This is a genomic window from Intrasporangium oryzae NRRL B-24470, from assembly GCF_000576595.1.
Taxonomy (GTDB): Bacteria; Actinomycetota; Actinomycetes; order Actinomycetales; family Dermatophilaceae; genus Intrasporangium_C; species Intrasporangium_C oryzae.
Genome location: NZ_AWSA01000055.1, coordinates 1 through 25,788 on the forward strand (window position 1 = coordinate 1; position 25,788 = coordinate 25,788).

General features: G+C 71.0%; 25 protein-coding genes and 1 riboswitch. Of the genes, 20 read left to right on the forward strand and 5 right to left on the reverse strand.

The window, feature by feature from the left end; translation table 11 throughout:
- Positions 1 to 309: 309 nt before the first annotated feature.
- Positions 310 to 1,626 carry a glutamate decarboxylase gene (locus N865_RS18360; RefSeq protein WP_245603838.1) on the forward strand — a complete coding sequence of 439 codons (1,317 nt, stop codon included), beginning with the start codon at positions 310 to 312 and terminating at the stop codon, positions 1,624 to 1,626.
- Between the two features lie 59 nt (positions 1,627 to 1,685).
- Here the strand turns inward: N865_RS18360 and N865_RS18365 are convergent, their stop codons facing one another.
- Positions 1,686 to 3,062, reverse strand: a complete 1,377-nt coding sequence (locus N865_RS18365; protein WP_051511013.1) for a YibE/F family protein — start codon at positions 3,060 to 3,062, stop codon at positions 1,686 to 1,688.
- Positions 3,063 to 3,233: 171 nt separating this feature from the next.
- Between N865_RS18365 and N865_RS18370 the strand changes: the two genes are divergently transcribed.
- The 11 genes from N865_RS18370 to N865_RS18420 all read left to right on the forward strand — a co-directional run bounded on the left by N865_RS18370 (position 3,234) and on the right by N865_RS18420 (position 14,634).
- Complete coding sequence (locus tag N865_RS18370) at positions 3,234 to 3,845, forward strand: CDP-alcohol phosphatidyltransferase family protein (protein WP_034809150.1); 612 nt, start codon at positions 3,234 to 3,236, stop codon at positions 3,843 to 3,845.
- Complete coding sequence (locus N865_RS18375) at positions 3,842 to 4,837, forward strand: DUF881 domain-containing protein (protein ID WP_245603839.1); 996 nt, start codon at positions 3,842 to 3,844, stop codon at positions 4,835 to 4,837. The genes N865_RS18370 and N865_RS18375 overlap by 4 nt, the downstream gene beginning before the upstream one ends.
- A gap of 67 nt (positions 4,838 to 4,904) precedes the next feature.
- Positions 4,905 to 5,237, forward strand: coding sequence for a small basic family protein (locus N865_RS18380; RefSeq protein WP_034809152.1), 333 nt, complete (start codon positions 4,905 to 4,907; stop codon positions 5,235 to 5,237).
- Between the two features lie 3 nt (positions 5,238 to 5,240).
- Positions 5,241 to 6,686, forward strand: a complete 1,446-nt coding sequence (locus N865_RS23615; protein WP_084328369.1) for a DUF881 domain-containing protein — start codon at positions 5,241 to 5,243, stop codon at positions 6,684 to 6,686.
- A gap of 202 nt (positions 6,687 to 6,888) precedes the next feature.
- Positions 6,889 to 7,278: a glycine cleavage system protein GcvH gene (gene gcvH / locus N865_RS18390; RefSeq protein WP_034809154.1), complete on the forward strand. Its 390-nt coding sequence runs from the start codon at positions 6,889 to 6,891 to the stop codon at positions 7,276 to 7,278.
- A gap of 97 nt (positions 7,279 to 7,375) precedes the next feature.
- Entirely contained in the window at positions 7,376 to 7,822 is a 447-nt protein-coding gene (locus tag N865_RS18395; protein WP_034809156.1) for an FHA domain-containing protein, read from the forward strand.
- A gap of 11 nt (positions 7,823 to 7,833) precedes the next feature.
- Positions 7,834 to 8,586: a transcriptional regulator FtsR gene (ftsR, locus tag N865_RS18400; protein ID WP_084328370.1), complete on the forward strand. Its 753-nt coding sequence runs from the start codon at positions 7,834 to 7,836 to the stop codon at positions 8,584 to 8,586.
- 39 nt (positions 8,587 to 8,625) lie between these two features.
- Positions 8,626 to 9,105: a bifunctional nuclease family protein gene (locus N865_RS18405; protein ID WP_034809158.1), complete on the forward strand. Its 480-nt coding sequence runs from the start codon at positions 8,626 to 8,628 to the stop codon at positions 9,103 to 9,105.
- A 192-nt stretch (positions 9,106 to 9,297) separates the two neighbouring features.
- Positions 9,298 to 9,882 (forward strand): MerR family transcriptional regulator, encoded by a 585-nt coding sequence (locus tag N865_RS18410; protein WP_034809160.1) that lies wholly within the window; start codon positions 9,298 to 9,300, stop codon positions 9,880 to 9,882.
- Between the two features lie 130 nt (positions 9,883 to 10,012).
- Positions 10,013 to 10,113: riboswitch (glycine riboswitch) on the forward strand.
- Positions 10,114 to 10,198: 85 nt separating this feature from the next.
- Complete coding sequence (gene gcvP / locus N865_RS18415; RefSeq protein ID WP_034809162.1) at positions 10,199 to 13,093, forward strand: aminomethyl-transferring glycine dehydrogenase; 2,895 nt, start codon at positions 10,199 to 10,201, stop codon at positions 13,091 to 13,093.
- Between the two features lie 53 nt (positions 13,094 to 13,146).
- Positions 13,147 to 14,634 (forward strand): hypothetical protein, encoded by a 1,488-nt coding sequence (locus N865_RS18420; RefSeq protein ID WP_034809164.1) that lies wholly within the window; start codon positions 13,147 to 13,149, stop codon positions 14,632 to 14,634.
- A gap of 70 nt (positions 14,635 to 14,704) precedes the next feature.
- Here N865_RS18420 and N865_RS18425 read toward each other — a convergent pair whose 3' ends face one another.
- Entirely contained in the window at positions 14,705 to 15,343 is a 639-nt protein-coding gene (locus tag N865_RS18425; protein WP_034809166.1) for a histidine phosphatase family protein, read from the reverse strand.
- Positions 15,344 to 15,400: 57 nt separating this feature from the next.
- On the opposite strand from N865_RS18425, the gene N865_RS18430 reads away from it, so the two are divergent.
- A complete protein-coding gene (locus tag N865_RS18430; RefSeq protein WP_034809168.1) occupies positions 15,401 to 16,249 on the forward strand; it encodes a PhzF family phenazine biosynthesis protein in 849 nt (282 codons plus the stop codon).
- Between the two features lie 49 nt (positions 16,250 to 16,298).
- On the opposite strand, the gene N865_RS18435 is transcribed toward N865_RS18430, so the two are convergent.
- Positions 16,299 to 17,054 (reverse strand): TrmH family RNA methyltransferase, encoded by a 756-nt coding sequence (locus N865_RS18435; protein WP_034809170.1) that lies wholly within the window; start codon positions 17,052 to 17,054, stop codon positions 16,299 to 16,301.
- 4 nt (positions 17,055 to 17,058) lie between these two features.
- Positions 17,059 to 17,523 (reverse strand): NUDIX domain-containing protein, encoded by a 465-nt coding sequence (locus tag N865_RS18440; protein WP_084328371.1) that lies wholly within the window; start codon positions 17,521 to 17,523, stop codon positions 17,059 to 17,061.
- A gap of 150 nt (positions 17,524 to 17,673) precedes the next feature.
- On the opposite strand from N865_RS18440, the gene N865_RS18445 reads away from it, so the two are divergent.
- From N865_RS18445 to N865_RS18460, 4 genes are all read left to right on the forward strand, one after another.
- The gene (locus tag N865_RS18445; RefSeq protein WP_034809172.1) at positions 17,674 to 18,834 is read left to right on the forward strand and encodes an LLM class flavin-dependent oxidoreductase; all 1,161 of its coding nucleotides are present in this window, start codon (positions 17,674 to 17,676) and stop codon (positions 18,832 to 18,834) included.
- Positions 18,831 to 19,442: a CE1759 family FMN reductase gene (locus N865_RS18450; RefSeq protein WP_034809174.1), complete on the forward strand. Its 612-nt coding sequence runs from the start codon at positions 18,831 to 18,833 to the stop codon at positions 19,440 to 19,442. Before N865_RS18445 ends, N865_RS18450 begins: the two co-directional genes overlap by 4 nt.
- A gap of 112 nt (positions 19,443 to 19,554) precedes the next feature.
- On the forward strand, positions 19,555 to 20,823 hold the full coding sequence (locus N865_RS18455; protein ID WP_034809176.1) for an APC family permease: 1,269 nt from the start codon (positions 19,555 to 19,557) through the stop codon (positions 20,821 to 20,823).
- Between the two features lie 129 nt (positions 20,824 to 20,952).
- Positions 20,953 to 21,387 carry a DUF2695 domain-containing protein gene (locus tag N865_RS18460; protein WP_034809185.1) on the forward strand — a complete coding sequence of 145 codons (435 nt, stop codon included), beginning with the start codon at positions 20,953 to 20,955 and terminating at the stop codon, positions 21,385 to 21,387.
- A 16-nt stretch (positions 21,388 to 21,403) separates the two neighbouring features.
- On the opposite strand, the gene N865_RS18465 is transcribed toward N865_RS18460, so the two are convergent.
- Complete coding sequence (locus N865_RS18465; RefSeq protein ID WP_034809187.1) at positions 21,404 to 21,769, reverse strand: GNAT family N-acetyltransferase; 366 nt, start codon at positions 21,767 to 21,769, stop codon at positions 21,404 to 21,406.
- A 97-nt stretch (positions 21,770 to 21,866) separates the two neighbouring features.
- On the opposite strand from N865_RS18465, the gene N865_RS18470 reads away from it, so the two are divergent.
- From N865_RS18470 to N865_RS18480, 3 genes are read left to right on the forward strand one after another with little or no spacing between them, the layout of a single operon-like run.
- On the forward strand, positions 21,867 to 22,487 hold the full coding sequence (locus N865_RS18470) for an L-threonylcarbamoyladenylate synthase (RefSeq protein WP_034809190.1): 621 nt from the start codon (positions 21,867 to 21,869) through the stop codon (positions 22,485 to 22,487).
- 46 nt (positions 22,488 to 22,533) lie between these two features.
- Positions 22,534 to 24,459, forward strand: a complete 1,926-nt coding sequence (locus N865_RS18475) for an alpha-amylase family protein (RefSeq protein ID WP_051511015.1) — start codon at positions 22,534 to 22,536, stop codon at positions 24,457 to 24,459.
- Between the two features lie 57 nt (positions 24,460 to 24,516).
- On the forward strand, positions 24,517 to 25,707 hold the full coding sequence (locus tag N865_RS18480; protein WP_034809193.1) for a Fic family protein: 1,191 nt from the start codon (positions 24,517 to 24,519) through the stop codon (positions 25,705 to 25,707).
- Positions 25,708 to 25,788: the final 81 nt, after the last annotated feature.

Consider the following 25,788-nt stretch of genomic DNA (forward strand, 5'->3'; position numbering starts at 1 on the left):
CAACTATGTCGTGGAATCAGACACTGTCAGCCCGACCGTGTGATGTCTCGAGACATCGGACTGGGCCGGATCTACGCAAGTAGGTCCGGCCCTTTGTCGTGTCGGGGGTCGTCGGCCGGGGGACGGGTGTTGCGTGTGGGCCGTCTGCACCCAGGGAATCACCCATGCGGGATGACGACCGTCCGCGGGGTCCGGGCGTTCCATGTGACGGACGACCGATCAGACGGAGGGGTTCGCATGGCTGTCCATGAAGCACGTTCACGAGAGGCGGAGGACCTGAGCGTCGTCCCACGGTTCACACGGGCAGGAATGCTCCACGTCCCGAAGGACCGCCTTCCCGACCACGAGATGCTGCCGCAGACGGCATACCAGATCGTCATGGACGAGGTGATGCTGGACGGGAACGCCCGCTTCAACCTCGCGACGTTCGTCACGACGTGGATGGACGACGAGGCGGACCGTCTCTACGCGGCCACGGTCGACAAGAACATGATCGACAAGGACGAGTACCCGCAGACGGCCGAGATCGAGTCCCGTTGCGTGCGGATGCTCGCTGACCTCTGGAACGCGCCGTCCTCGGAGGCGAGCGTGGGGACATCGACGACGGGCAGCTCCGAGGGCTGCATGCTCGCGGGGCTCGCCCTCAAGCGCAGGTGGCAGCAGGCTCGGCGCGCCGCGAAGAAGCCCGCGGACCGGCCGAACATCGTCATGGGGGGCAACGTCCAGGTGGTGTGGGAGAAGTTCGCCAACTACTGGGAGGTCGAGCCCCGCTACGTCCCCCTCGAGGGGGACGTGTTCCACCTGACCCCGGACCGGCTGCTCGACCACGTCGACGAGAACACGATCGGGGTCGTGGCCGTGCTGGGCTCGACGATGGACGGCAGCTACGAGCCGGTCCAGGAGATCTGCGCCACGCTCGACGAGTACGAGGCGTCGAGCGGCGTCCACGTGCCCGTCCACGTCGACGCCGCCTCTGGGGGCTTCATCGCCCCGTTCGTGCAGCCGGACCTGGTCTGGGACTTCCGCCTCCCACGCGTCGTCTCCATCCAGTCGTCCGGGCACAAGTTCGGCCTCGTCTACCCCGGAGTGGGCTGGGTCCTGTGGCGGGATGCCGAGCACCTGCCCGAGGACCTCGTGTTCCACGTGAACTACCTGGGCGGCGACATGCCGACCTTCGCGTTGAACTTCTCCCGCCCAGGGGCCCAGGTCGTGCTGCAGTACTACCAGTTCCTGCGACTGGGCAAGGAGGGGTTCCGGGCGGTCCAGCAGGCCTGCCAGGACGTCGCCGTGCACATCTCCCGGACGCTCGAGGCGATGCCCGAGTTCGACGTCGTCTCGGACGGCAGGGAGCTGCCGGTGGTCACCTTCTCCGTCAGCGAGGCCGTGACGAAGTACGACGTCTATGACGTGTCACGCAAGCTGCGCGAGCACGGGTGGCTCGTGCCTGCCTACACGATGCCCCCGAAGCGCGAGGACCTCGCGGTCCTGCGGGTCGTCGTGCGCAACGGGTTCAGCCACGACATGGCCGAGCTGTTCCTGCGGGACCTCCGGACGGCGGTCGACTGGCTCGACGACCTCTCCGGTCCGATGCCGCGCGAGGAGCAGCCGAGCACCTTCCACCACTGAAAGGCGAGCGCCGCCCGCGGCCGGCCGCACCGAGCGCCGGCCCGGCGGCATACGGCAGCTCAGCGAGAGCGCGCCCTGGCACGCGCGTCCGCGCGCGTCAGGGGCGGTCCCCACGCCGCGGCCGTGTCCGCGTGGCCCGGCCGGGGGAGTGGCTCGATGCGGGCGGGCACTACGTCCCTGGACGGCTGGTCCCCGCCCACGGTCAGTGCGGCGATCGCCGTGGTCACCGGCACGGCGAGGACGAGGCCGATCGCGCTGGCGAGCGTGCGGACGATCTCCTCCGCCAGGGACTCCGTCTGGAGCAGGTCGAGGACGGGGCGCTCGTAGATGAAGAGCAGGAGCAGTACGGGCAGCGCAGCGCCGGCATACGCGAAGACGATCGTGTAGATCGTCGACGCGATGTGGTCGCGCCCGATGCGCATCCCGGAACGGAAGAGCTCGACACGGCCCATCGAGGGGGCCGCCGCGCGCAGCTCCCAGACCGCCGACGACTGGGTGATCGTCACATCGTTGAGGACACCGAGGCCGGCGACGATGATCGCGCACGTCAGCAGCTCTCGCGGGCTCAGGGTCTGGACGAACGACGCGAGGGTCGCGGCCTCGTCGTTCGCGACCCCGCTCAGCCGGGCCGCGTCGACGGCGACGAGCCCGAGGACTGCGGTGATCCCGACGCCGAAGAGGGTGCCGGCGAGGGCCGTGCTCGTCCGGATCGAGAGCCCGTGGGCGAGGTAGAGCACCACGAACATGATCGCCGAGGAGCCGATCAGCGCCACGACGAGCCCCGGCGTCCCGGCGAGCAGGGCGGGAAGCATGAAGGACACGACAATGACGCCGCCGAAGCCGAGGCCGACGAGCGCGAGAAGGCCCTTGAGCCGTGCGACGAACGCCACGACGACCACGAAGAGGCCGAACATGAGGACGAGGGGAGCGCCCCGCTGGACCTGGAGGAACGAGTACGACTCGGGGTTGCCGTCCTTCGCCGGGATCCGTAGGAGCTGGACCCGGTCACCGGGTTGCAGCCCGGAGGTCGAGATGGCGGGCGGGACGGACACCGGGACGGACCTGTCCGGCGCCTCCTCGAGGGCCACGGTCAGGGCGCCACAGGTGACCGATCCGCCCTGCTGCCCACTGCCCTGGCCGTCACCCTCGCCCGTCGGCGTTCCGCCGGCGTCCGCGGGGCAGAGCGGCAGGACCGACCTCACGGTGGCCACGGGAAAGGTCACGCCGGGCGCGGCGAAGTCGGAGGCTGCGACCTTCTGGCTCGTCTTGGCATCGCCTGGCCAGTAGCGCACGAGCCCGAAGACGGTGGCGGCCGCGGCGAGCACGAGGAAGGCGGTCAGCGCGTTCCGGGCCAATGCGCTCACCCGGACCAGGTCCTCGCCGGTGTGCGGGTCACGTGCGGGAGGCCCGTGGGTGTGCGCGTGTCCGCCTGCCATGGGGGAGAGTGTGCCAGAGGGGCCCGGCGCCTGATCCGGCGTCGAACGGGGCTGTGGACGCTGCGGCACCCGGTGCCAGCCCCAGTGTCAGCCCCGGTGCGGAACCTCGCGCGGAACGGGACGCCGGAGCGCGGTGCGGTCTGGGCTGCCCCGGGCGTTAGGCTCTGTCCCGTGAACGGGGAGAGCCGAGCGGAGGAGCGCACGCACGTGGTGTCGCAGCGGTTCCTCACCCTCCCCAACGTGCTGTCGATGCTCCGCCTCGTCGGCGTCCCCGTCTTCCTCTGGGCCATCGTCACCGAGCGTGACGGACTCGCGCTCGTGGTGCTCATGCTGTCCGGAGTGACCGACTACGCGGACGGCAAGATCGCCCGCAAGTTCAACATGGAGTCCCGGCTCGGGCAGCTGCTCGACCCCGTCGCCGACCGCCTCTACATCCTGACGACCCTGATCGGCCTGACCTGGCGTGACATCATCCCGGTCTGGCTGGTCGTCGTCCTCGTGACCCGCGAGATCGTGATGACGATCATGCTCCTCGTGCTGCGCCGGCGCGGCCAGGTCGGGCTGCCGGTGCACTTCGTCGGCAAGGCCGCCACGTTCAACCTGCTCTACGCCTTCCCCCTGCTCCTGCTCGCCGACCGCTCCGACTGGCTCGGCGCCGTGGCCCAGCCCGTGGGCTGGGCCTTCGCCTGGTGGGGCATCGTCCTCTACTGGCTCGCCGCGGTGTTGTATGCCGTCCAGGCCCGTTCCGTCCTGTCGCGGGCCGGGCAGGTGGCCACGTCATGACGACCCCCGTGAACCCGACCGGTTCGAGCAACCCCGAGCGGCGGCCGGACGCCTCGATGACGCTGCTCACCTCGATGCTCGAGCGCCCCCTCGACCCCGGCTACCAGGAGGCCGCCGACCGCCGCACCGCGGCGGGGCTCCCGGCTGCGACCTCGACGCGGACGGTCATCGTCGTCGTGCTCGCCATCCTCACCGGGTTCCTCTTCGCCACGGCGGCCCAGGCCCTTCGGCCGAAGCCGACGGCTGCGGCGGCGGCCAAGGCAGAGCTCGTCCGCCGCATCGAGTCGCTGCAGGCGGAGGGAACGGCCCAGGAGGCCAAGATCGCCGCGCTCGGCAGGCAGGTCCAGGACTACGAAGCGCTCGCCCTCCGGCAGTCAGGTGGCGCGGACCTCAGCGACACGCTCAAGAAGCTCGAGGTCCGGGCCGGTGCGGTTCCCGTGACCGGTCCCGGCCTCACCCTGACGGTCGACGACGCCCCGGGTGACCCGAACGCCGACGCGGGCTCGCGTCCGACCACCGGCTTCGACTCGGGACAGGTGAGCGCGGCAGACCTCCAGATCGTCGTCAACGGTCTCTGGGGCGCCGGCGCCGAGGCGATCTCGATCAACGGACACCGCCTCACCTCGACCGCCGCCATTCGCTTCGCCGGTCAAGCGATCATCGTCGACTTCCGGCCCCTCGCGCGTCCCTATGTGATCACGACGATCGGCGACCCCGACCGCATGCAGAAGCTCTTCGAGCCGTCCTTCGCCGGGGTCTACCTCTCGCAGCTCAACCAGCAGTTCGGCATCCGCTCCTCCCTCGCTGCGTCGGACCACCTCACCGTGCCCGGAGACTCCGCGGTGCGGCTGGAGGTCGCGCGGCCCCTCGGCAGCGACGTAGGCTCGCCCACGTCCAGGCCCTCCACGTCGGACCGATCGACCCCAACACCCAGCCCGGCCCCTGCAGACTTATCGACCGATCTGCCCCGCGGGTCGGTGAACAGCCCGTGATGAACCGCCAGCTCTCGCTCCTCGAGGTCCGTGTGTGCCCTCGGCGCGCCCAGAAGGGAAGCTCCACGTGATTCCAGCCATCGGCCTGTTGGTCGGGCTCATGGTCGGCCTGCTCCTCGATCCGTCCGTCCCGGTATGGCTCCAGCCGTATCTCCCCATCGCGGTCATCGCGGCGCTCGATGCCGTCTTCGGCGCGGTCCGGGCCGTCCTCGACGGGATCTTCAACGACAAGGTCTTCGTCGTGTCGTTCCTGTCCAACGTGCTCGTGGCCGCGTTCATCGTCTTCCTCGGTGACCAGCTGGGTGTGGGCGCACAGCTCTCGACCGGCGTCGTGGTCGTCCTCGGGGTCCGAATCTTCTCCAACGTCGCCTCCATCCGACGTCACCTCTTCAGGGCCTGAGCCATGGCCAGGAAGCGGAAGAAGAACGCGGCGGCCGCTCCGGCGCCTCCGGTGGTGGCGCCCGACAGCGCTCTCGAGCCGGGCTCGAGCATCGCCGCAGCCGCTGAGCCGGCAGCCGTCGAGCCGGCAGAGGTCGACCCGGGCCAGGGCGCTGACGAGCGGGAGCCGGATGCCGACGAGGACCGTCCGCTGCCGTCCGAGCCCGGCGCGCAGCAGCTCGAAACCGTTGGCTCGGACGAGCCGCTGCCGGGGCTCCCGGAGGAGCCCGAGTCGGGGTCGCCGGAGGAGGACCCTGAGCCGGTCGCGCCCGCAGCGGAAGGGCCCGAGCCGGTCGCGAACGCGGAAGTGTCCGAGCCGGTCGCGCCCGCAGCGGAAGAGCCCGAGCCGGTCGCGCCGGTCGAGGCTCCCGTGCCGCAGTCAGAGCCGGCGGTCTCGCACGTGGCCGAGCCGGTGACCCTCGAAGAGTCTGAGCCCGGGGTCCCGAGTGCCGCCGTGACACCCACGGTCGAAACACAGGACTCCGAAGCACAGGACACCGGGGCGCACGACACCGTGGCGCACGACACCGAGAAAGAGATCACACCGGCGGAGGCCGAGCCGACCACCGAGCCGACCACCGCGCCGAGCGCGGCCGACGAGGCCGGCACAGCGGCATACGACGCAACGTCGGGAGGGGTCGCGCCGGAGCCGGCAGAAGGGCACGACGAGGCGGATGCCGAGCGCGGACCTGTGGAAGGCCGGGCGGCGTGGCGCCGGCTGCTCCTCATGGGCAAGCCGCGCTCCACCAAGGCCAACCTGCTCGGTGCCCTCCTGGCGGTCGCGCTCGGCATCGGCATCGGCACCCAGGTCCAGCTGACCAACCAGCGCGGCCTGAGCGAGCTGAGCCAGAGCGACCTGGTGCGCGTCCTCGACGACATCTCGCTCCGGTCGTCACGTCTCGACGACCAGATCCGCGAGCTCGAGGCGACCCGCGACCGGCTCAAGAACGGCACCGGCTCGACCGCCGAGGCCCTCGCGCAGGCCCAGAAGCGCGTCGACACGCTCGGCATCCTCGCGGGGACCGTCGGGGCCCAGGGGCCGGGTATCGCGCTGACCATCAGCGACCCCGCCAAGAAGGTCACCGGGCCGCTCGTCCTCGACCTCATCCAGGAGCTTCGCGATGCCGGGGCAGAGGCCATCGACGTCGGCGGCGTCCGCGTGGTCGGGTCGTCGTTCGTCGGCGACAGCGACGGCACGATCATCATCGACGGGACCGAGATCTCCAGACCGCTCATGATCAAGGCCATCGGTGACCCCAAGACCCTCTCGTCGGCGATGACGATCCCCGGGGGCATCGTCGAGACGGTTCGGCAGAAGGGCGCGAGAGCGACCGTCACCGAGCTCGGGTCGACCGAGATCAGGTCGCTGCACTCGGCGCCGGAGCCGACCAACGCAACGCCTTCCCCGTGACCCAGACGCGGCCCCCGGAGGCGACCTACGGGGGACGACCGACCTGAAAGGCCCCACCCGGAGTGACCCGCCACCAGAATGTGGTTCACTCCACCCACACGTGTCGGTACGGCATGGCATCCTCTCCCTTGCCACCCGTCGGCCGATGAACCACCCGAGCACGATCTCCACGCCAGGCGCGGAGCCGACTTCCAGGAGCAACATGAGCGACCTCGACTACCCCGCAGACCTGCGTTACACGAGCGACCACGAATGGGTCCGTGTCGGTGAGGGCGACGTCGTCCGCATCGGCATCACCGCCTTCGCGCAGGACGCGCTCGGCGACGTCGTCTACGTCTCGCTGCCTGCGGTGGGCGACACCGTGGCCCCGGGCGACGCCTGCGGTGAGGTCGAGTCGACGAAGTCGGTCAGCGACGTCTACGCCCCCCTCGCCGGAGAGGTCACCGCGACCAACGCGGCCCTTGACGCGTCCCCCGAGCTCATCAACACCGACCCCTACGGCGAGGGCTGGATGTTCGAGGTCCGGCTCGCCGACACCTCGGCACTCGACGGGCTCCTCGACGCCGAGGCCTACAAGGCCGGACTCAGCTGACCTCGGCCGGCCGGCCGAGACGCCCCGATTCGGGGCGAGACCTGTGAACTACAGTGGTGGGGCAGCCAAGCGGCCCACACGCGACGAGGAGGACCGCATGTCGAGCGACCAGCCCGGCCCCGACGACTTCACTGTCGAACCGCGCACGATGCGGTTCCAGGGTGTTCCGGCGCAGGAGCCCGAGCACGCCGAGGCGCCGGACACCCGTGGCCTGAGCCCCGAGGACCAGGCCACGATCGAGGCGCTGCGACCCGGCACGGCCCTGTTGATCGTGCTCCGGGGACCCAACACCGGCGCGCGGTTCCTCCTCGACGACACCGAGGTCTCGGCCGGCCGCCACCCCGACTCCGACATCTTCCTCGACGACGTGACCGTGTCGCGCAAGCACGCGCTCTTCGCGGCGACGCCGGACGGCTACGTCGTGCGCGACTTCGGCTCGCTCAACGGGACCTACGTCAACCGCGAGCGGATCGACGAGATCGCCCTCCACACGGGTGACGAGGTGCAGATCGGGAAGTTCCGGCTCGTCTACTACGCCGCCTGACCTCCGCGTCCATGGCGGCAGACACCTCGGCCGGGCGCGCGGTGCCGCCGGGAAGCGTCCCGACTGGGTCGCCACTCCCGAACGGCGAGCGGCTGACGATCGGGAAGGTCCTCGGCCTGCTCGGCGAGGAGTTCCCGGACGTCTCCGCCTCGAAGATCCGCTTCCTTGAGGCGGAGGGCCTCGTCACCCCGGAACGGACACCGTCCGGCTACCGCACCTACAGCGCGGCGGACGTCGCGAGGCTGCGCTACATCCTCGCGGCGCAGCGCGATCGCTACTGGCCCCTCAAGGTGATCCGCGAGGCCCTCGACGCCCTCGACCGCGGGCTGGACGATGCGGGGGCAGAGGGGGGTCAGCCGAAGCCGCCCGCCCCCTCGGTCGACCCCCACGTACCCTCCGCGGCCGAGCTCACCCGCCGGAGGGACATCGCCCTCACCGGACCGGAGCTCCGGGAGGCGACCGGCCTCGACCGTTCGACCTTCCATGCCCTCGAGGGGTTCGGCCTGATCCAGCCACGGCCCGACGGCCACTACGGCGAGGAGTCGCTCGCCGTGGCCGCTGCGGCGGTGGCGCTCGCGGAGCACGGCCTCGAGCCGCGTCACCTGCGTCCCTTCCGGACCGCTGCCGACCGTGAGATCGGCCTCGTCGAGCAGCTTCTCGCCACCCGCCGGGGGGACGGCAGCCGTGACGAACGGGCCGCCGAGGTCCTCTCCGCGTGCATCGCCCTCCACGTCGCGCTGGTTCGAGCCGGGCTCGCCCGATGAGGTCGTGCCCGTAGGAGATCCCCGAGGTACGGTGGGGGAGTGAGAGAGGTCGACGTCCTCGGTGTCCGGGTCGAGATGCCCACGAACCAGCCGATCGTGCTCCTGCGGGAGCGCGACGGGGGACGCTACCTGCCGATCTGGATCGGGGCGGCCGAGGCAGCCGCGATCACCTACGCCCAGCAGGGCGTCGTCCCGCCCAGGCCGCTGACGCACGACCTCATGCGTGACATCCTCGTGGCGCTCGGCCACGAGCTGACGGAGGTGCGCATCGTCGCCCTGCGCGACTCGGTGTTCCACGCGGCGCTCATCATCGACGGACGGGTCGAGATCAGCTCGCGAGCCTCGGACGCCATCGCGCTCGCCCTGCGCACCGGGGCCAAGGTGCTCGTCGAGTCCTCGATCCTCGACGAGGCCGCGATCGTCGTCTCATCGGAGGAGGACGACGAGGTGGAGCGCTTCAAGGAGTTTCTCGACCAGGTGTCTGCGGAGGACTTCGAGCATCCGGGCAACCCCGAGTGAGCGCGGCGGACAACCTTAAGTCTCAACTTGACATTGAACGTTGAGCCGACAGGTACACGACACACACAGCTCACTGTGCACAGGTCGTTGACGGTGTCGATCCGGCGCTCTACCGTCGATATGAACGACGTGAGTGTAGTTATCACGATGTAGTCGTCTGCGCGAGGCGCATCGTCGAAGGAGGAGGCCGGCATGACAGCCATCGAGGACACGCCGGACCCCGGACCGCCCGTCCCCCTGGGCGCGCAGGGCCTGCTGTTCACCGATGACCTCCCGACGCTCGCCGAGGACATCGGCTATCGCGGGCCCACGGCCTGCAAGGCGGCCGGCATCACCTACCGCCAGCTCGACTACTGGGCCCGCACCGGCCTCGTCGAGCCCTCCGTCCGCAGCGCCACCGGCTCGGGGACGCAGCGCCTCTACGGCTTCCGCGACATCCTCGTGCTCAAGGTCGTCAAGCGGCTGCTCGACACGGGCGTCTCGCTCCAGCAGATCCGCGTCGCCATCAGCCACCTGCGCGAGCGCGGGGTCGAGGACCTCGCCCAGATCACCCTCATGAGCGATGGCGCGTCCGTCTACGAGTGCACGTCGGCCGACGAGGTCATCGACCTCGTCCAGGGCGGCCAAGGCGTCTTCGGAATCGCCGTCGGTCGCGTGTGGCGCGAGGTCGAGGGGGAGCTCGCGCAGCTCCCGAGCGAGCGCGCCGAGGACGAGCCTCTCGCCGCGCACCCGGGAGACGAGCTCACCGCCCGTCGCCAGGCCCGAAACCTCGCCTGACCCGACGCCCCCAACGCACGCGCGCGAGCCGACTGCCCGCGGTGTCGTGTCGTGACGCCCGAAGCGGCTGCCACGGTCGCGCCGCAGCGTCAGCGGGGATCCGTACGGCTGGTAGATTTGGGTTGCCGAACGACCCTGCGTGGGAGAGTCCTCGGGGTGGGCCACCACCTGCGAGGCGCCGAAGGGGCAACATCCCCGGAACCTCTCAGGCGCCAGGACCACGCGGGTGAGGCGACTCTGGAGGGTCCCGCGCTGTAGGGGTGGGATGCGACAGACGGGGAGCGTGAGTCGTCCGCTCAACCCGTCAGGAGCCCCGATGTCGATCGACCAGACCACAGCAGCCCGAGCCACCGGCTTCTCCGACTTCGTGGGCCGCCACGTGGGCCCCGAGGCAGGGGATCTCGAGCACATGCTCGCCGTCGTCGGCCAGCCGAGCCTCGACGCCATGTCGGACCGCGCCATTCCCGGCGTCATCCGTTCCGAGGCTCCCCTTGCCATCGAGGCGGCGGCGAGCGAGTCCGCGGTGATCGAGGAGCTGCGTGCGCTCGCGGACCGCAACGGGGTCCTGACCTCGCTCATCGGCCTCGGCTACTACGGCACCGTGACCCCGCCGGTCGTGCGCCGCAACGTCCTCGAGAACCCCGCCTGGTACACCGCCTACACCCCGTACCAGCCGGAGATCTCCCAGGGCCGTCTCGAGGCCCTGCTCAACTTCCAGACCGTCGTCACCGACCTCACGGGTCTCGACGTCGCCGGGTCCTCGCTCCTCGACGAGTCGACGGCGGCGGCGGAGGCGATGTCGCTGATGCGTCGCTCGAGCAAGGCGGCGGCCGACGGTGTCGTCCTCGTCGACAGCCAGGTCTTCCCGCAGACGATCGCGGTCATGCGGACCCGTGCGGCCGCCATCGAGCTGCCCCTCGTCGTCACCGACCTGCGCGGGGTCACGACCGCCGAGGGACTCGCCGCCGCAGCCGGTGGCAAGCCGGTCGTCGGCGTCATCGTCCAGTACCCCGACGCCTCCGGGCACGTCGCCGACTGGGCGCCGCTCGCGACGGCCGCCCACGCGGCGGGGGCGCTCGTCACCGCGTGCGCCGACCTGCTCGCCCTCACCCTCCTGACGGCGCCCGCGGAGTGGGGCGCCGACATCGCCGTCGGCAGCGCGCAGCGCTTCGGTGTCCCCATGGGCTTCGGCGGCCCGCACGCCGGGTACATGTCGGTCCACAAGGGCCTCGAGCGCTCGATGCCGGGCCGCCTCGTCGGCGTCTCCATCGACGCCGAGGGCCACCAGGCCTACCGGCTCGCGCTGCAGACGCGCGAGCAGCACATCCGGCGCGAGAAGGCGACGTCCAACATCTGCACCGCTCAGGTGCTCCTCGCCGTCATGGCGAGCATGTATGCCGTGTGGCACGGTCCGCGTGGCCTGACCGCCATCGCCCGGCGGGTCAACGCCCAGACGGCCGCGTTGCGCGAGGCGCTCGTCGCGGGCGGTCTCGCCGTCGAGACCGAGGCGTTCTTCGACACCCTGACGGTCGCCGTCCCGGGTCGCGCGGAGGCGGTCGTCGCCGGCTTCGCCGCTCGGGGGCTCAACCTGCGCCTCGTCGACGGCGACCACGTCTCGCTCAGCCTCGACGAGACCACGACGACCGCGACCCTCGAGACCGTCCTCGACGGTTTCGGCGTGTCGGCCACGCTTCCGGCCGAGGGTGCGAGCGGCATACCGCAGGGTCTCGAGCGCAGCTCCGACTTCCTGACGCACCCCGTCTTCCACGCGCACCACTCCGAGACGGCGATGCTGCGCTACCTGCGCAAGCTCGCCGACCGCGACTTCGCCCTCGACCGCGGCATGATCCCGCTCGGGTCGTGCACGATGAAGCTCAACGCGACGACCGAGATGGAGGCGGTGACGTGGCCCGAGTTCGCCGGCCTGCACCCCTTCGCCCCGGCCGAGCAGACGGAGGGCATCCGCGCCCTCATCGACGACCTCGCCGGGTGGCTGTGCGAGATCACCGGCTACGACGCGGTGTCGCTCCAGCCCAACGCCGGGTCGCAGGGTGAGTTCGCCGGCCTGCTCGCCATCCACGCCTATCACGAGGCGCGGGGCGAGGGTCACCGGCGCGTCTGCCTCATCCCCGCGAGCGCCCACGGCACCAACGCGGCTTCGGCCGTCATGGCCGGCCTCAAGGTCGTCGTCGTCAAGACCGCCGAGGACGGCACGGTCGACATGGACGACCTGCGCGCCAAGGTCGACGCCAACCGCGACAACCTCGCCGCCATCATGGTGACCTACCCGTCGACCCACGGCGTCTACGAGGACACGATCTCCGAGCTGTGCGAGCTCGTCCACGACGCCGGCGGCCAGGTCTACGTCGACGGCGCCAATCTCAACGCCCTCGTCGGTCTGGCCCAGCCGGGCAAGTTCGGCGCGGACGTGTCGCACCTCAACCTCCACAAGACGTTCTGCATCCCGCACGGCGGTGGCGGCCCGGGCGTCGGTCCGGTCGCGGTCCGGGCGCACCTCGCCCCGCACCTGCCCAACCACCCGCTCGCCCCCGAGGCCGGTCCCGAGAGCGGCGTCGGACCGGTGTCGGCCGCGCCCTACGGCTCGGCGAGCATCCTGCCGATCTCGTGGGCCTACGTGCGCCTCATGGGCGGCGAGGGCCTGCGCCACGCGACGCAGATGGCCGTGCTCGGTGCCAACTACATCGCGGCGCGCCTGCGCGAGCACTACCCGGTCCTCTACTCGGGTCACGACGGCCTCGTCGCGCACGAGTGCATTCTCGACCTCCGGGGGATCACGGCCGAGACGGGGGTCACCGTCGACGATGTGGCCAAGCGCCTCATCGACTACGGCTTCCACGCTCCGACGATGTCCTTCCCCGTCGCGGGGACACTCATGGTCGAGCCGACCGAGTCGGAGAACCTTTACGAGCTCGACCGGTTCTGTGACGCGATGATCGCCATCCGGGAGGAGATCGAGCAGGTCCGGCGTGGTGAGATCGCCGTCGCCGACAGCATGCTGCGCCACGCCCCGCACACCGCACTCAACATCGCGGGCGACTGGGACCACCCCTACGACCGCACGGCCGCGGCGTTCCCGGTCGGCGTGACGCCGGGCGACAAGTACTGGCCGCCGGTGAGCCGCATCGACGGCGCGTACGGCGACCGCCACCTCGTCTGCTCGTGCCCGCCGCCGGAGGCGTTCGAGGGCTGACACACCGGGCTCATTCCCACGCGCCGAGACCGCGAGTGTGGTTGTCTCGGCACGTGGGAGCCGACGTCGAGCAGGCCAGGTACACACGCGAGCAGCGCCAGCAGTATCGCGAGAAGGTCAGACGCGACCTCGACGTGTTCGAGCGGATGCTGGGGCACAGCCAGTTCGAGTTCGACCGGCCGATGACCGGGCTCGAGATCGAGCTCAACCTCGTCTCCGAGGACCTCGGTCCCAAGCTGGACAACAAGACGGTCCTCGAGCAGATCGCCGACGACGCGTACCAGACCGAGCTCGCCCGGTACAACATCGAGCTCAACGTCCACCCACGCCCGCTGCCGGGTGATGCGGCCCTCGAGCTCGAGCAGGACCTGCGTGAGTCGCTCAACCGCGCCTCGGCCAAGGCCGCCGAGCTGCACACCGGCATCGTCGCGATCGGGATCCTGCCGACCGTCATGCCCGAGCACTTCGAGGGCGACTGGATCAGCGAGAACATCCGCTACACCGCGCTCAACAACGCCGTGCTCGACGCGCGCGGCGAGGACGTGTGGCTCGAGCTCGAGGGTCCCACCGGCGAGCGGATCGCCCGGTACTCCGACAGCCTGGCGCCCGAGTCGGCCTGCACCTCCATCCAGCTCCACCTCCAGGTCCAGCCGGAGCGCTTCGCCGACCACTGGAACGCCGCCCAGGTGCTCGCCGGCCCCCAGCTGGCCCTCGGCGCCAACTCGCCGTTCTTCCTCGGGCAGCGCCTCTGGGCGGAGACACGGGTCCCGCTCTTCATGCAGGCCACCGACACCCGCAGCGTCGAGCTGAAGAACCAGGGCGTCCGCCCGAGGGTCTGGTTCGGTGAACGCTGGATCACCTCGATCTTCGACCTCTTCGAGGAGAACGTCCGCTACTACCCGGCCCTGCTGCCCGAGCTGTCCGAGGAGGAGCCGGAGGAGGTCTTCGAGCGGGGGGAGGTGCCCCAGCTGCGGGAGCTGCGCCTGCACAACGGCACGGTCTACCGGTGGAACCGGCCGATCTACGACATCGTCGAGGGCCGCCCCCACCTGCGCGTCGAGAACCGCGTCCTGCCCGCCGGCCCGAGCATCGCCGACGTCCTGGCCAACGCCGCCTTCTACTACGGCACCCTCCGCGTCCTCGCGGAGGAGGACCGGCCGGTCTGGACGCGGATGAGCTTCTCCGCCGCGGAAGCGAACTTCGAGGAGGGGGCCCGGCTCGGGATCGACGCCCGCAACTACTGGCCGGGGCTCGGGGAGGTCCCGGCGACCGAGCTGATCCTGCGCCGGCTCCTGCCGATGGCCCACGACGGCCTCGAGCGGTGGGGTGTCTCAGCCGCGGTGCGCGACCGGTTCCTCACGATCATCGAGCAGCGCTGTCTCCTCGGCGTCAACGGCGCCTCCTGGCAGACCGAGTGCGTCGCGCGGCTCGAGTCCCGCGGGCTGTCGCGCGACGCGGCACTGCGGGAGATGCTCGCCCGCTACATCGCGGGAATGCAGGCCAACGAGCCGGTCCACACGTGGGAGCTCCCGGCCGCCTGAGTCCCGCCGCAGCCGACCTCCGCGCAACCAGGACGTATGCCGCCCACCGCGGTGAGCGGCATACGTCCCGTCACGCTGTGGCGGCGTCGCGAAGGATCCGCCAGGGAGAGATGTTGAAGGCGCCGATGCACCGCGTCGATCGATGGTGCGTGAGGACGCTCATCGACCCGGCGTCCATGACGAGCTGGGCGGCAAAGCGCGGGTCGGCACGCAGGTAGGTCGCTGCGAGGATCCGCAGGGCGTGCCCGTGGCCGAAGAGGGCGACGTCGCCGTGCTCGAGGTCGGGCCACACCTTGTCGATGACCTCCTGAGCACGCTCCGAGACCTGCTCGACGGTCTCGCCGGGGGTGACACCGGGCTCGACCCCGTCGACGAAGACCTCCCACGGGCGGCCGAGCCGCTCACTGATCTCCTTGGTCGTGATCCCCTCGTAGGCGCCGTAGTCCCACTCCTTGAGGAGCGGCTCGACCTCGAAGTCGTGCAGGCCGGCGAGCTCCGCGGTGCGCCTCGCACGCTGCAGCGGTGAGACGAGGACGCGCTCGAACGTGTGGCCGCGCAGGACGTCGGCCAGCTCCCGCGCGGCTGCCTCGCCCTGGGGGAGGAGGGGGAGGTCGGTGGTCCCGGTGTGCTGCCCGCTGAGGGACCACTCGGTCTCGCCGTGCCTGAAGAGGTAGATGTTGCCGGGAAAGACTCCGTCGGGCGTCGCCATGCCGACAATCTAGCGGCGCGGGAGCGCCCGGCGACCGGGCCACGGCAGACTCGGGGCATGGATCGTCTATTCCGCCTGCTCAACGTGTTCGCCATCGAGGGGGATCCCTTCTCGGGCAACCCGCTCTGCGTCTTCGAGGACGCGCGGGGACTCTCCGACCGCGACATGCAGGCCTGGAGCCGGCAGTTCAACCTCAGCGAGTCGAGCTTCGTCACCCGTCTCGACGCCGCGACGGCAGAGGCGGACATCAGGATCTTCACGCCCGCCCACGAGATGCCCTTCGCGGGGCACCCGACCCTGGGCACGGCTCACGTCGTCGCAGAGCTCGCCGGGGATCGCAGCACGGTCCACCTGAGCATGCCGGCGGGCCGGATCCCGGTCACGCGCACCGAGAACGGGTGGCGCCTGTCCGTACCAGAGCCCGTGAGTCGCCCGGTGGAGTCGACCCGTGCCGAGCTCGCGGCTGCACTGGGACTCGACGCGACGCTCGTCGCCCCGGCCGGAGCGCGCTGGGTCGACGCCGGGGTCGAGCAGGTCGTCGTCCGCCTCGAGTCCGTCGACGCGGTTCGCTCCTGCCGTCCCGACGCCCTGGCGATGGCCCGCCACATGACCGCCCCGGGTCGACCGCCTCACGCGTATGCCTGGGCCTGGACCGGCCCGGAGACGATCGAGGCCCGACTCTTCTACACGCAGGACGGCGCGGTCCTCGAGGACCCGGCGACGGGGTCGGCGTGCGCGAACCTCGGTGGCTGGCTGCGGGCCGACGGTGCGGCCGGGACCGAGGTGCTGGTCTCGCAGGGCACGGCGGTCGGGCGCCCCTCCCGGCTCGAGCTCGCCGTCCGGGAGGACGGGTCGGTCGAGGTCGGTGGTGCGGTCGTCGAGGTGGGCTCCGGGACCGTCACCTGAGGCGCCCGATTGACCGGTCGGCGCGACCCGGGGGCCGCGCCTGGGCAGATCAGGACCGAGCGCGACGGACGAGCTCGAAGCAGACCACCGCACTGGCCGCGGAGACGTTGAGCGACTCGACCCCGCCGGCCATCGGGATCGAGACCCACGTGTCGACGAGCTCGGCGACCTCCGGGCCGTGGCCCGCGGTCTCGCTGCCGAGGACGAAGGCGATGGGCTCGGGCAGGTGGGCGCTGAACAGGTCGTCGTCGCCGCCAGCATCGAGGCCGACGATGTGGAACCCGCGCTGCTTCAGGTCGTGAACGGCCTCGGCAGCAGTGAAGGCCTTGAGGATCGGGGCGCGGAACGCGACTCCGGCGGATGCCTTGACGACGAGCGGGTCGATCGAGGCGACGCCGCGGCGAGGCACGACGATGCCGTCGATCCCTGCGGCCGTCGCCGAGCGCAGGATCATGCCGACGTTGGCAGGAGTCGTGATGCCGTCGAGGACGAGCACGGTCCGCAGCTGCCCGGTGGCGAGCGCGACGTCGAGTGGACGCATGCGAGGCGCCACGACGTCGGCGAAGACGCCCTGGTCCTGGCGACCGTTGCCCGCGAGCTTCTTGACCCGCTCGGCGCTGGCGTACTTGACCTCGACGCCGCGCCGGTGTGCGGCCTGCTGGATCTCCCTGATCCCCGACCCGCGGGTCCCGTCGGCGATGACGACCTTGTCGACGTGCAGGTCGGGGTCGAGGAGCACCTCGTGGACGGGGTTGCGCCCGTAGACCGTGATGAAACGGTCCTTGGGCGAGATCTCGGCGGTCACCGCGTCAGGATGTCACAGCGCGGGCGACCATCTCTCGGTGCGCGCGTCTCAGCAGGGTCGATGCCTCCTCGACACTGACGAACCGCGCCTCGGTCACCTCGGTGCCATCGGCCCGGGGCACGGACCCTCCCTCGACCGTGCCCGCGGCGAGGACCTCTACGCGCCCTGCGGGGCCCGGCTCGGCCCCGATGACCCTCGGTCGCCCCACGTCGAGTCCGGTCTCCTCGCGGACCTCGCGCACGAGGGCGGCCTCCCACGACTCGCCCCGGTGGACGTGCCCCGACGGCAGGCCGTACGGGTTGCCGTTCCAGTAGCGGTGCCGCAGGACGAGGACGCGCCCCTCGGGGTCGCGCACCACACCGGTGACCCCGACGAGGAACGTGTCGTTGCGCCAGCGAAGCACCCACCTCTGGAGCCGGTCGCCACTCCTGAGCCACACGGCGGCGGCGAGACGATGTGCGAGCTCCATCGCTCCACCCTGCCATGCGCGGCCGGTCACGTATGCCGCGGGGTCGGCCCAGCGGCATACGTGCCCTGGGCGGGGGTCGGATGGGAATGGAGGAGCGCTCCTGCGCGTTGAGCACGATTGAATCGTCAATTAATTAGGGAGCTGGGACACATGCAGTTCGGGATCTTCACCGTCGGCGACGTCACCACCGACCCCACGACGGGCCGGACGCCGACCGAGCACGAGCGGATCACCGCGACCATCGCGATCGCCAAGAAGGCCGAGGAGGTCGGGCTCGACGTCTTCGCGACCGGACAGCACCACAACCCTCCCTTCGTCCCGTCGGCCCCCACGACGACGCTCGCCTACATCGCCGCGCAGACCGAGCGGATCATCCTGTCGACCTCGACGACCCTCATCACGACGACGGACCCGGTCCGCATCGCCGAGGACTACGCCACCCTCCAGCACCTCTCGGCCGGGCGCATGGACCTCATGATGGGCCGCGGCAACACAGGCCCCGTCTACCCGTGGTTCGGCAAGGACATCCGCGACGGCATCCCGCTCGCGATCGAGAACTACGCACTGCTCCACCGGCTGTGGCGCGAGGACGTCGTCGACTGGCAGGGCAAGTACCGCACACCGCTCCAGGGCTTCACGTCGACCCCGCGCCCGCTCGACGGCGTCCCGCCGTTCGTCTGGCACGGCTCGATCCGCAGCCCCGAGATCGCCGAGCAGGCGGCCTACTATGGGGACGGGTTCTTCTCGAACCACATCTTCTGGCCCGCGAGTCACACCCGGCAGATGGTCCAGCTCTACCGTCGTCGGTTCGAGCACTACGGCCACGGCAGCGCCGACCAGGCCATCGTCGGCCTCGGCGGACAGGTGTTCATGCGCAAGAACTCCCAGGACGCCGTCCGTGAGTTCCGGCCCTACTTCGACAACGCGCCCGTCTACGGCCACGGCCCCTCGCTCGAGGAGTTCACGCGGCAGACCCCGCTCACCGTCGGCAGCCCGCAGGAGGTCATCGAGCGCACCCTCGGGTTCCGCGAGTACGCCGGTGACTACCAGCGCCAGCTCTGGCTCATGGACCACGCCGGCCTGCCACTGAAGACCGTGCTCGAGCAGCTCGACATCCTCGGCGAGGAGGTCGTCCCCGTGCTGCGCAAGGAGTTCGCGGCGCTCAAGCCGGCTCACGTGCCCGACGCGCCGACGCACGCGAGCCTCGTGGGGAGGGCCGGTGGCGCCCACGACGCGACGGTGCACGCGACGGATGACGTGACCGGCGCCTCGCCGGACGCGACGCCGTCGGAGCCGGCGGTGGCCCGATGAGCGCCCTTCGTCTCGCCGTCATCACGGCCGGTCTCACGCAGCCGTCGTCGACGCGCCTGCTCGCCGACCGCCTCACGGAGGCGACCGTCGCAGCCCTCGCGCCCCGCGAGGTCGTCGTCGAGGTGGTCGAGGTCCGCGACGTCGCGCACGACCTGACCAACCACGTCCTCACCGGCTTCGCCTCTCCGGAGCTGCAGGTCCGCCTCGACGCGATCGCCGAGGCCGACGCGGTCATCGTCGCGACGCCCGTCTACGCCGCCTCCTACAGCGGCCTGTTCAAGATGCTGGTCGACGTGCTGCCCAAGGACTCCCTCCGGGACACCCCGGTGCTCCTCGGGGCCACGGGCGGCACGGCCCGGCACTCGCTCGCCATCGACCACGCCCTGCGCCCGCTCTTCGCCCATCTCGGCGCGCTCGTCGCTCCGGTGGCCGTCTTCGCCGCGTCCGAGGACTGGGGCTCCGTCGACGCCGGCTCCCTGGGCGCCCGGATCGAGCGCGCCGGGACGGCGCTGGCGCGGCTGCTCCTCGGCAACGCAGCGCCCGAGCGGTCCGACCCCTTCGAGGACGTCACGCCGTTCGCGGCGCTCCTCGGCGAGCTGCACGGCTGAGACCTGTCGGCCGGTACCGCCGACCGAGTGGCGGTTCGGCGAACAGGGGGTGCCCCACGACGGTCTCGGTTCGGTACGCATGGGACGTTGCGCACCTGACAGACTGCTGCGCGTGTCGCAGCACCGTGCGCTCGAGCGCCACCTGGGCCTGGCCGATGCCGTCCACATCGGCGTCGCCTCGATGGTCGGCGCCGGCATCTTCACCGCCTTCGCCCCGGCCGCCCGCGCGGCCGGGGCGTGGCTACTCCTCGGGCTCCTCCTTGCTGCCGTCGTGGCCTTGAGCAACGCGACCTCGTCGGCGCAACTGGCGGCCCAGTACCCGACGTCCGGCGGCACGTACGTCTACGGGCGCGAACGCCTCGGCCCGTGGTGGGGCTTCGTCGCCGGGTGGGGGTTCGTCATCGGCAAGACGGCGAGCTGCGCGGCGATGGCCCTGGCCTTCGCGGCGTATGCCGTGCCGCCGGGTTGGCAGAAGCCCGTGGCGGTGAGTGCGGTCATCGTCCTCGCGGCCGTGAACTACCGGGGCGTGATCAGGACGGCGGGCCTTGCCCGGGCCATCGTCACGCTCGTCCTCATCGGTCTCGCCGTGACCCTGACGGCCATCGCGGTCGCGACCAGCCAGAGCGGTGCTTCGTGGTCGCTCGGGCCGACCGGCCGACCCGGACCGCTCGGCGTGCTCCAGGCCGCCGCGCTGCTCTTCTTCGCCTTCGCGGGATACGCCCGGATCGCGACGATGGGGGAGGAGGTCATCGAGCCCAGGCGGACCATCCCTCGCGCCATCCTCGTCGCCTTCGCCGTGGTCGTCCCGCTCTATGCCGTCACCGGAGTCGTCCTGCTCGGTGCGCTCGGAGCGCACGGACTCGCATCCAGCACCGCACCCCTGCGCGATGCCGCACGAGCCTCCGGGGCGCCGGACTGGCTCCAGCCCGTGATCGTGCTCGCCGCCACGGCGGCCACGCTCGGTGCGCTGCTCGCCCTCGTCGCCGGTGTCGCCCGGACGGCGCTCGCGATGGCGAGAGAGGGCGACCTCCCGCAACGCCTTGCTGCGATCCACCCGCGGTATGCCGTGCCGCACGTCGCCGAGGTGGTGATCGCGGTCGTCGTGTGCGCGCTCGTCGTCCTCGGCGACCTCAGGGGAACCATCGGGTTCTCGTCCTTCGGGGTGCTCACCTACTACGCGATCGCGAACGCCTCGGCCTTGACCCAGGACTCCGCGCACCGACGCTACCCGCCGTCGCTGCAGGTTGTGGGGCTGGTCGGCTGCGTCATCCTCGCGCTCGCCGTTCCTGTCACCTCTCTCACCGCCGGGGCCTGCGTGCTCGGCATTGGCGTGCTCGGTCGGCTCGTCGTCATCCGTAGGCGCGGCTCGGCACCGGCCTGATCCCCATCTCCAGGACCGCAGTCACCCGTCCACATCCCCTCGGCGGGCCCGACGTCCTCCACAGCGCGGGCCGGGGGCGGTCCCGTGACGAACCAGGGCGACTTTGACTGGGCGGGGAAAGGAGATCCCATGCCCGACTGCACGCCAGAGCGCTCGCCCGACCGCTCCTCCAACGTCATCCACATCATCACGAGGGCGCCGCTCGACCCGGTGACGGGCGCGTCGCCACGTCCCGGCGAGTGCCTGGCCTGTTTCCTGCACCGCATGCTTGCGGGCCAGCCCTGCGTCGGGACGTTCGTGTGGACCGACCACTACCGCGCGTCCCGGGCGCGGCGCGCGGTCTCTCTCGTCGACCGCCTGCGGTCGAGAGGCGCCGCCTGTGACTGCTCGGTCGTCGATGTCGTGTGGTGGCCTAGCCCCGCCGCCCGGAGAAGCGGACCGGGCGAGACGGACCTCCTCACGTCGACAGATGCGCTGGCCGTTCCGTCCCTCTGTGGCGGCGAGCAGACGAGGCCCAGCCAGGCCTGCGACAACTGGGCCGCGAGGCGCGACCTCGCGCTCTGAGTGTGGCGGCGCTCGATCAGCCGAGCTGCGCCGCGGTGCGGACCGCGGCGAGGTCCGCGGGGGTGGGAGCGGCCACGTGGGCGGCATAAGGCTCGCGATGGCGCTTGACGTAGGCGGCGATGTAGGGGCAGACGGGCACGATGGTGCGTTGCCGTGCGATCGTCGCGTCGAGCGCGAACGCGGCGAGTCGGGCTGCCAGACCTTGCCCCTCGCGGTCGGCGTCGACCTCGGTGTGGAAGAAGACGACCCGCTCGGTTCCATCCTGCTCCGGCGCCACCACGACGTACCGCGCGTGACCGACCATGCGGCCTCCGTCGCGCAGCTCGTAGCGGCCACGGGACGGGTTGTCGACGACCTCGACGGGCCGGGGCTCCTCGCTCATGCCACCAGCATGGCAGGCGTGCCGGCCGCGGACTCTACCGACCCCGAGCGAGCGTGAGTCCGCGCCACGGCCGCTCCCGCCATGGCAGGGTGAGCCTATGGCGAGGTACTTCGATGTCCACCCGGTCGACCCCCAGCCCCGCGCGATCGGACAAGTGGTCCAGATCCTCCGGGACGGGGGGCTCATCGCGTATCCCACCGACTCGGGCTTCGCTCTCGGGTGCTCCCTCGACAACCCGGAAGGCAAGGAGCGGATCCTGCGCATCCGACACCTCGACGAGAAGCACCACTTCACGCTCGTCTGCTCCGACTTCGCGCAGCTCGGGCAGTTCGTCCAGCTCGACAACGCGGTGTTCCGGGCGATCAAGGCGGCCACCCCCGGCCCGTACACCTTCATCCTGCCGGCCACGAAAGAGGTTCCGCGCCGCCTGCTCCACCCGAAGAAGAGGACCGTCGGCGTCCGCATCCCCGAGCACCCCGTCGTGCGCGAGCTGCTCAAGGCCATGGGCGAGCCCATCCTCTCGAGCACGTTGCTCATGCCGGGGGAGGAACACCCGATGACGGACGGGTGGGAGGTCAAGGACCGCCTCGACCACGTCGTCGACGCCGTCATCGACTCGGGGGAGTGCGGCCTCGAGCCGACGACCGTCGTCGACTACTCCGACGGCTACCCGATCGTGGCACGCGTCGGGGCCGGAGACCCGAGCCCGTTCGAGTGATGGCGAGCCGTCGCGCCGGACACCGTTGGTGCGCTTGAATCTGGGCATGGGCTCCGCACCGGGCACGACACAGCAGTCGACGGGGGCACTGCTGACCGACCTGACCGCCGACGAACGCGAGACGCTCGAGCTGCGCATCGAGCGATGGTGGCCCGATCTGGTCGCAGCGCTGTCCGTGCTCTATCCCGACAGCCCCGCCGAGCCGCTGGCCCTGCGTCTCGTCGAGCACGCCGTGGCCGGATTCCGTGAGCGTGACCACGACCTGCGGCGCCTCGACCAGCAGAGGCTGCTCCAGCCCGACTGGCTCCAACAGCCCGGCATGGTCGGTTATGCCTGCTACACCGAGCGGTTTGCCGGCAGCCTGAGTGAGCTCCCGGCCCGCGTCGACTACCTCAAGGAGCTCGGCGTCACCTACCTCCACCTCATGCCGTTGCTCAGGCCGCGCGACGGCGACAACGACGGAGGTTATGCCGTCCAGGACTACCGCACCGTGCGGCCCGACCTCGGGGACGTCGAGGACCTTCGCGCCCTGACCCGGTCGATGCGCAAGGAGGGGATCTCCGTCGTGCTCGACCTCGTGCTCAACCACGTGGCGCGCGAGCACGAGTGGGCACGGCATGCCCGGGCGGGGGAGGCGCACTACCGCGACTACTTCTACGTCTTCCCGGACCGCACCGTCCCGGACGCCTACGAGAGCACCCTGCCCGAGGTCTTCCCGGACTTCGCTCCGGGCAACTTCACCTGGGACTCCGACCTGGGCTCATGGGTGTGGACGACGTTCAACGAGTGGCAGTGGGACGTCAACTGGACCAATCCCGAGGTGCTCGTCGAGTACGCCGACATCGTCCTCTACCTCGCGAACCTCGGCGTGGAGGTGCTGCGCCTCGACGCGATCGCGTTCACGTGGAAGCGGATGGGGACCAACTGCCAGAACCAGCCCGAGGTCCACGCGCTGACGCAGGCGCTGCGCACCGTGGCCCGGATCGCGTGTCCGGCGACGGCCTTCAAGGCCGAGGCGATCGTCGGCCCGCGCGACCTGGTCCAGTACCTCGGCCAGGGCAGGCATGCCGGCCGCGTCAGTGACCTCGCCTACCACAACAGCCTCATGGTCCAGGTCTGGTCGATGCTCGCGACGGGCAACGTGGTCCTCGCGCGGCAGGCCCTCTCGGCGCTCCCCGCGACGCCGCCGACGGGGACGTGGATCTGCTACATCCGCTGCCACGACGACATCGGCTGGGCGATCGACGACGGCGACGCGCGGGCGGTCGGCCTCGAGGGCTTCGCCCACCGACGGTTCCTGTCCGACTGGTATGCCGGTGACTTCCCGGGGTCGTGGGCCGACGGACTCGTCTTCCAGTACAACCCCGCCACCGGTGACAAGCGCATCAGCGGGACGGCGGCATCGCTCGTCGGACTCGACGGCGCGAGCGGTGAGGCTGCTGGTCGGGCCCTCGCCCGGCTCCACCTCGCTCACGCCATCGTGGCCGGCTGGGGCGGGATCCCGGTGATCTGGAGCGGGGACGAGCTGGGGATGCCCAACGACCCCCACTGGGCGGCCGAGCCCGGCCACGAGGACGACAACCGCTGGGCCCACCGCCCACGCATCGACTGGGCCGTGGCGGCAGACCGGACCGACCTGACCACCCATGCTGGCCGTGTCTTCCAGGGGATCGCCCACCTGGCGCGGGTCCGCGCCTCCCTGCCCCAGCTGCACGCGGCGGGAGAGACGCGGGTCGTGCACGACACTGACGAGGGAATCCTCGCCGTCGTGCGCGCGCACCCGAGCGGGCCCATGGTCTGTGTCTACAACGTGACGGGGTCGTGGCGACCGGTGGCCATGCACCACTTCCGCGACGCAGGCATCGCGGAGCCGGTCAACGCCCTCGGTGACCACGCGATCTACGGCGGGGACGACGGGGTGGCCATGCTCAGCCCGTATGCCGCCTGGTGGGTCGTCGACGGACAGGCCTGACTGAGTCCCCCTTGATAAAGGTTATCCGCTAACCTTTATCAAGGAGGTGACTCAGTCATGGTTGCCGCGTGGCCCGCACTGACCCACGAGGTCGTTCCGTGGTCTCCGTCGCCCGACGGTCTCGTCGCCCACTCGCGTCGGGCGAGCCGGCTCGTCCCGGCGACGTACCGCGCCGCCGTCGTTCCAGCCATCGCGGGGGCGGGGCTGCTCCTCGGCGGTGACCTCGCGGCCGACCTCGACGAGGCGACCCGACTCCTCGCTGCCTTCGACGCCGGGGGAGCGGGGGAGATCGCGCCCTTCGCCTCGGTGCTGCTCCGCTCCGAGAGTGCGGCGAGCTCCCAGATCGAGAACCTCACGTCGTCGGCGCGGGCCCTGGCGGAGGCGGAGATCGGCGAGGGCAACCGCGCCAACGCGGCCGTCATCCTCGGCAACGTGCGGACGATGCAGGCCGCGCTCGACCTCGCGGGGCGCCTCGACGAGCGGGCCGTCCTTGCCATGCACCGCGCCCTGATGGCCCACCAGAGCCTGCACGCCGCAGGGGAGTGGCGCACGGAGCAGGTCTGGCTCGGCGGTTCGACGCTCCACCCGGGCGACGCGGAGTACGTCCCACCCGTGGCGTCGGAGGTCCCCGCCCTGATGGCCGATCTCGTCGCCTTCATGGACCGGGACGACCTGCCCCCGCTCGCGCACGCGGCCCTGGCGCACGCCCAGTTCGAGACGATCCACCCGTTCACCGACGGCAACGGCCGCACGGGGCGGGCTCTGCTCCACTCGGTGCTCCTGCACACCGGCGCGATCCGCCGGGTGACGGTGCCGATCTCCGCGGGCCTGCTCGCGATCCGCGAGGACTACTTCGCGGCCCTGACCGCGTATCGGGGCGGCGACGCGGAGCCGATCCTGCGCTGCGTCGCGGAGGCCGCCCGGAGCGGCACCCACATCGGCGAGCGGCTCGTGGGGGAGCTGCGTGGGATCCGCTCGGGGTGGGACGAGCAGGTGACCGCCCGTGCGGGCGCCGCGGCCTGGCCCCTCCTCGACCTGCTGCTCCGCCAGCCCGTCGTCACGGCACGCGTGGTCGGTGCCGAGCTGGGCGTCTCGGCCCCCACGGCACAGTCGGCGCTGGCGCGCCTCGTCGACGACGGCGTGCTCCTCGAGTCGACGGGTCATCGGCGCAACCGCGTCTACCGTGCGCCGAGCGTCCTCGCCGCCCTCGACGCGTATGCCGCTGGGCTCGGTCGCCGAGCCCGCTGAGACCGCTCAGAGGGAGTTGCGAATTCCCTTGTGCTGCAAGGTAATTCGCCGGTAATCGACATTATGATGTTTGTTCTCAGG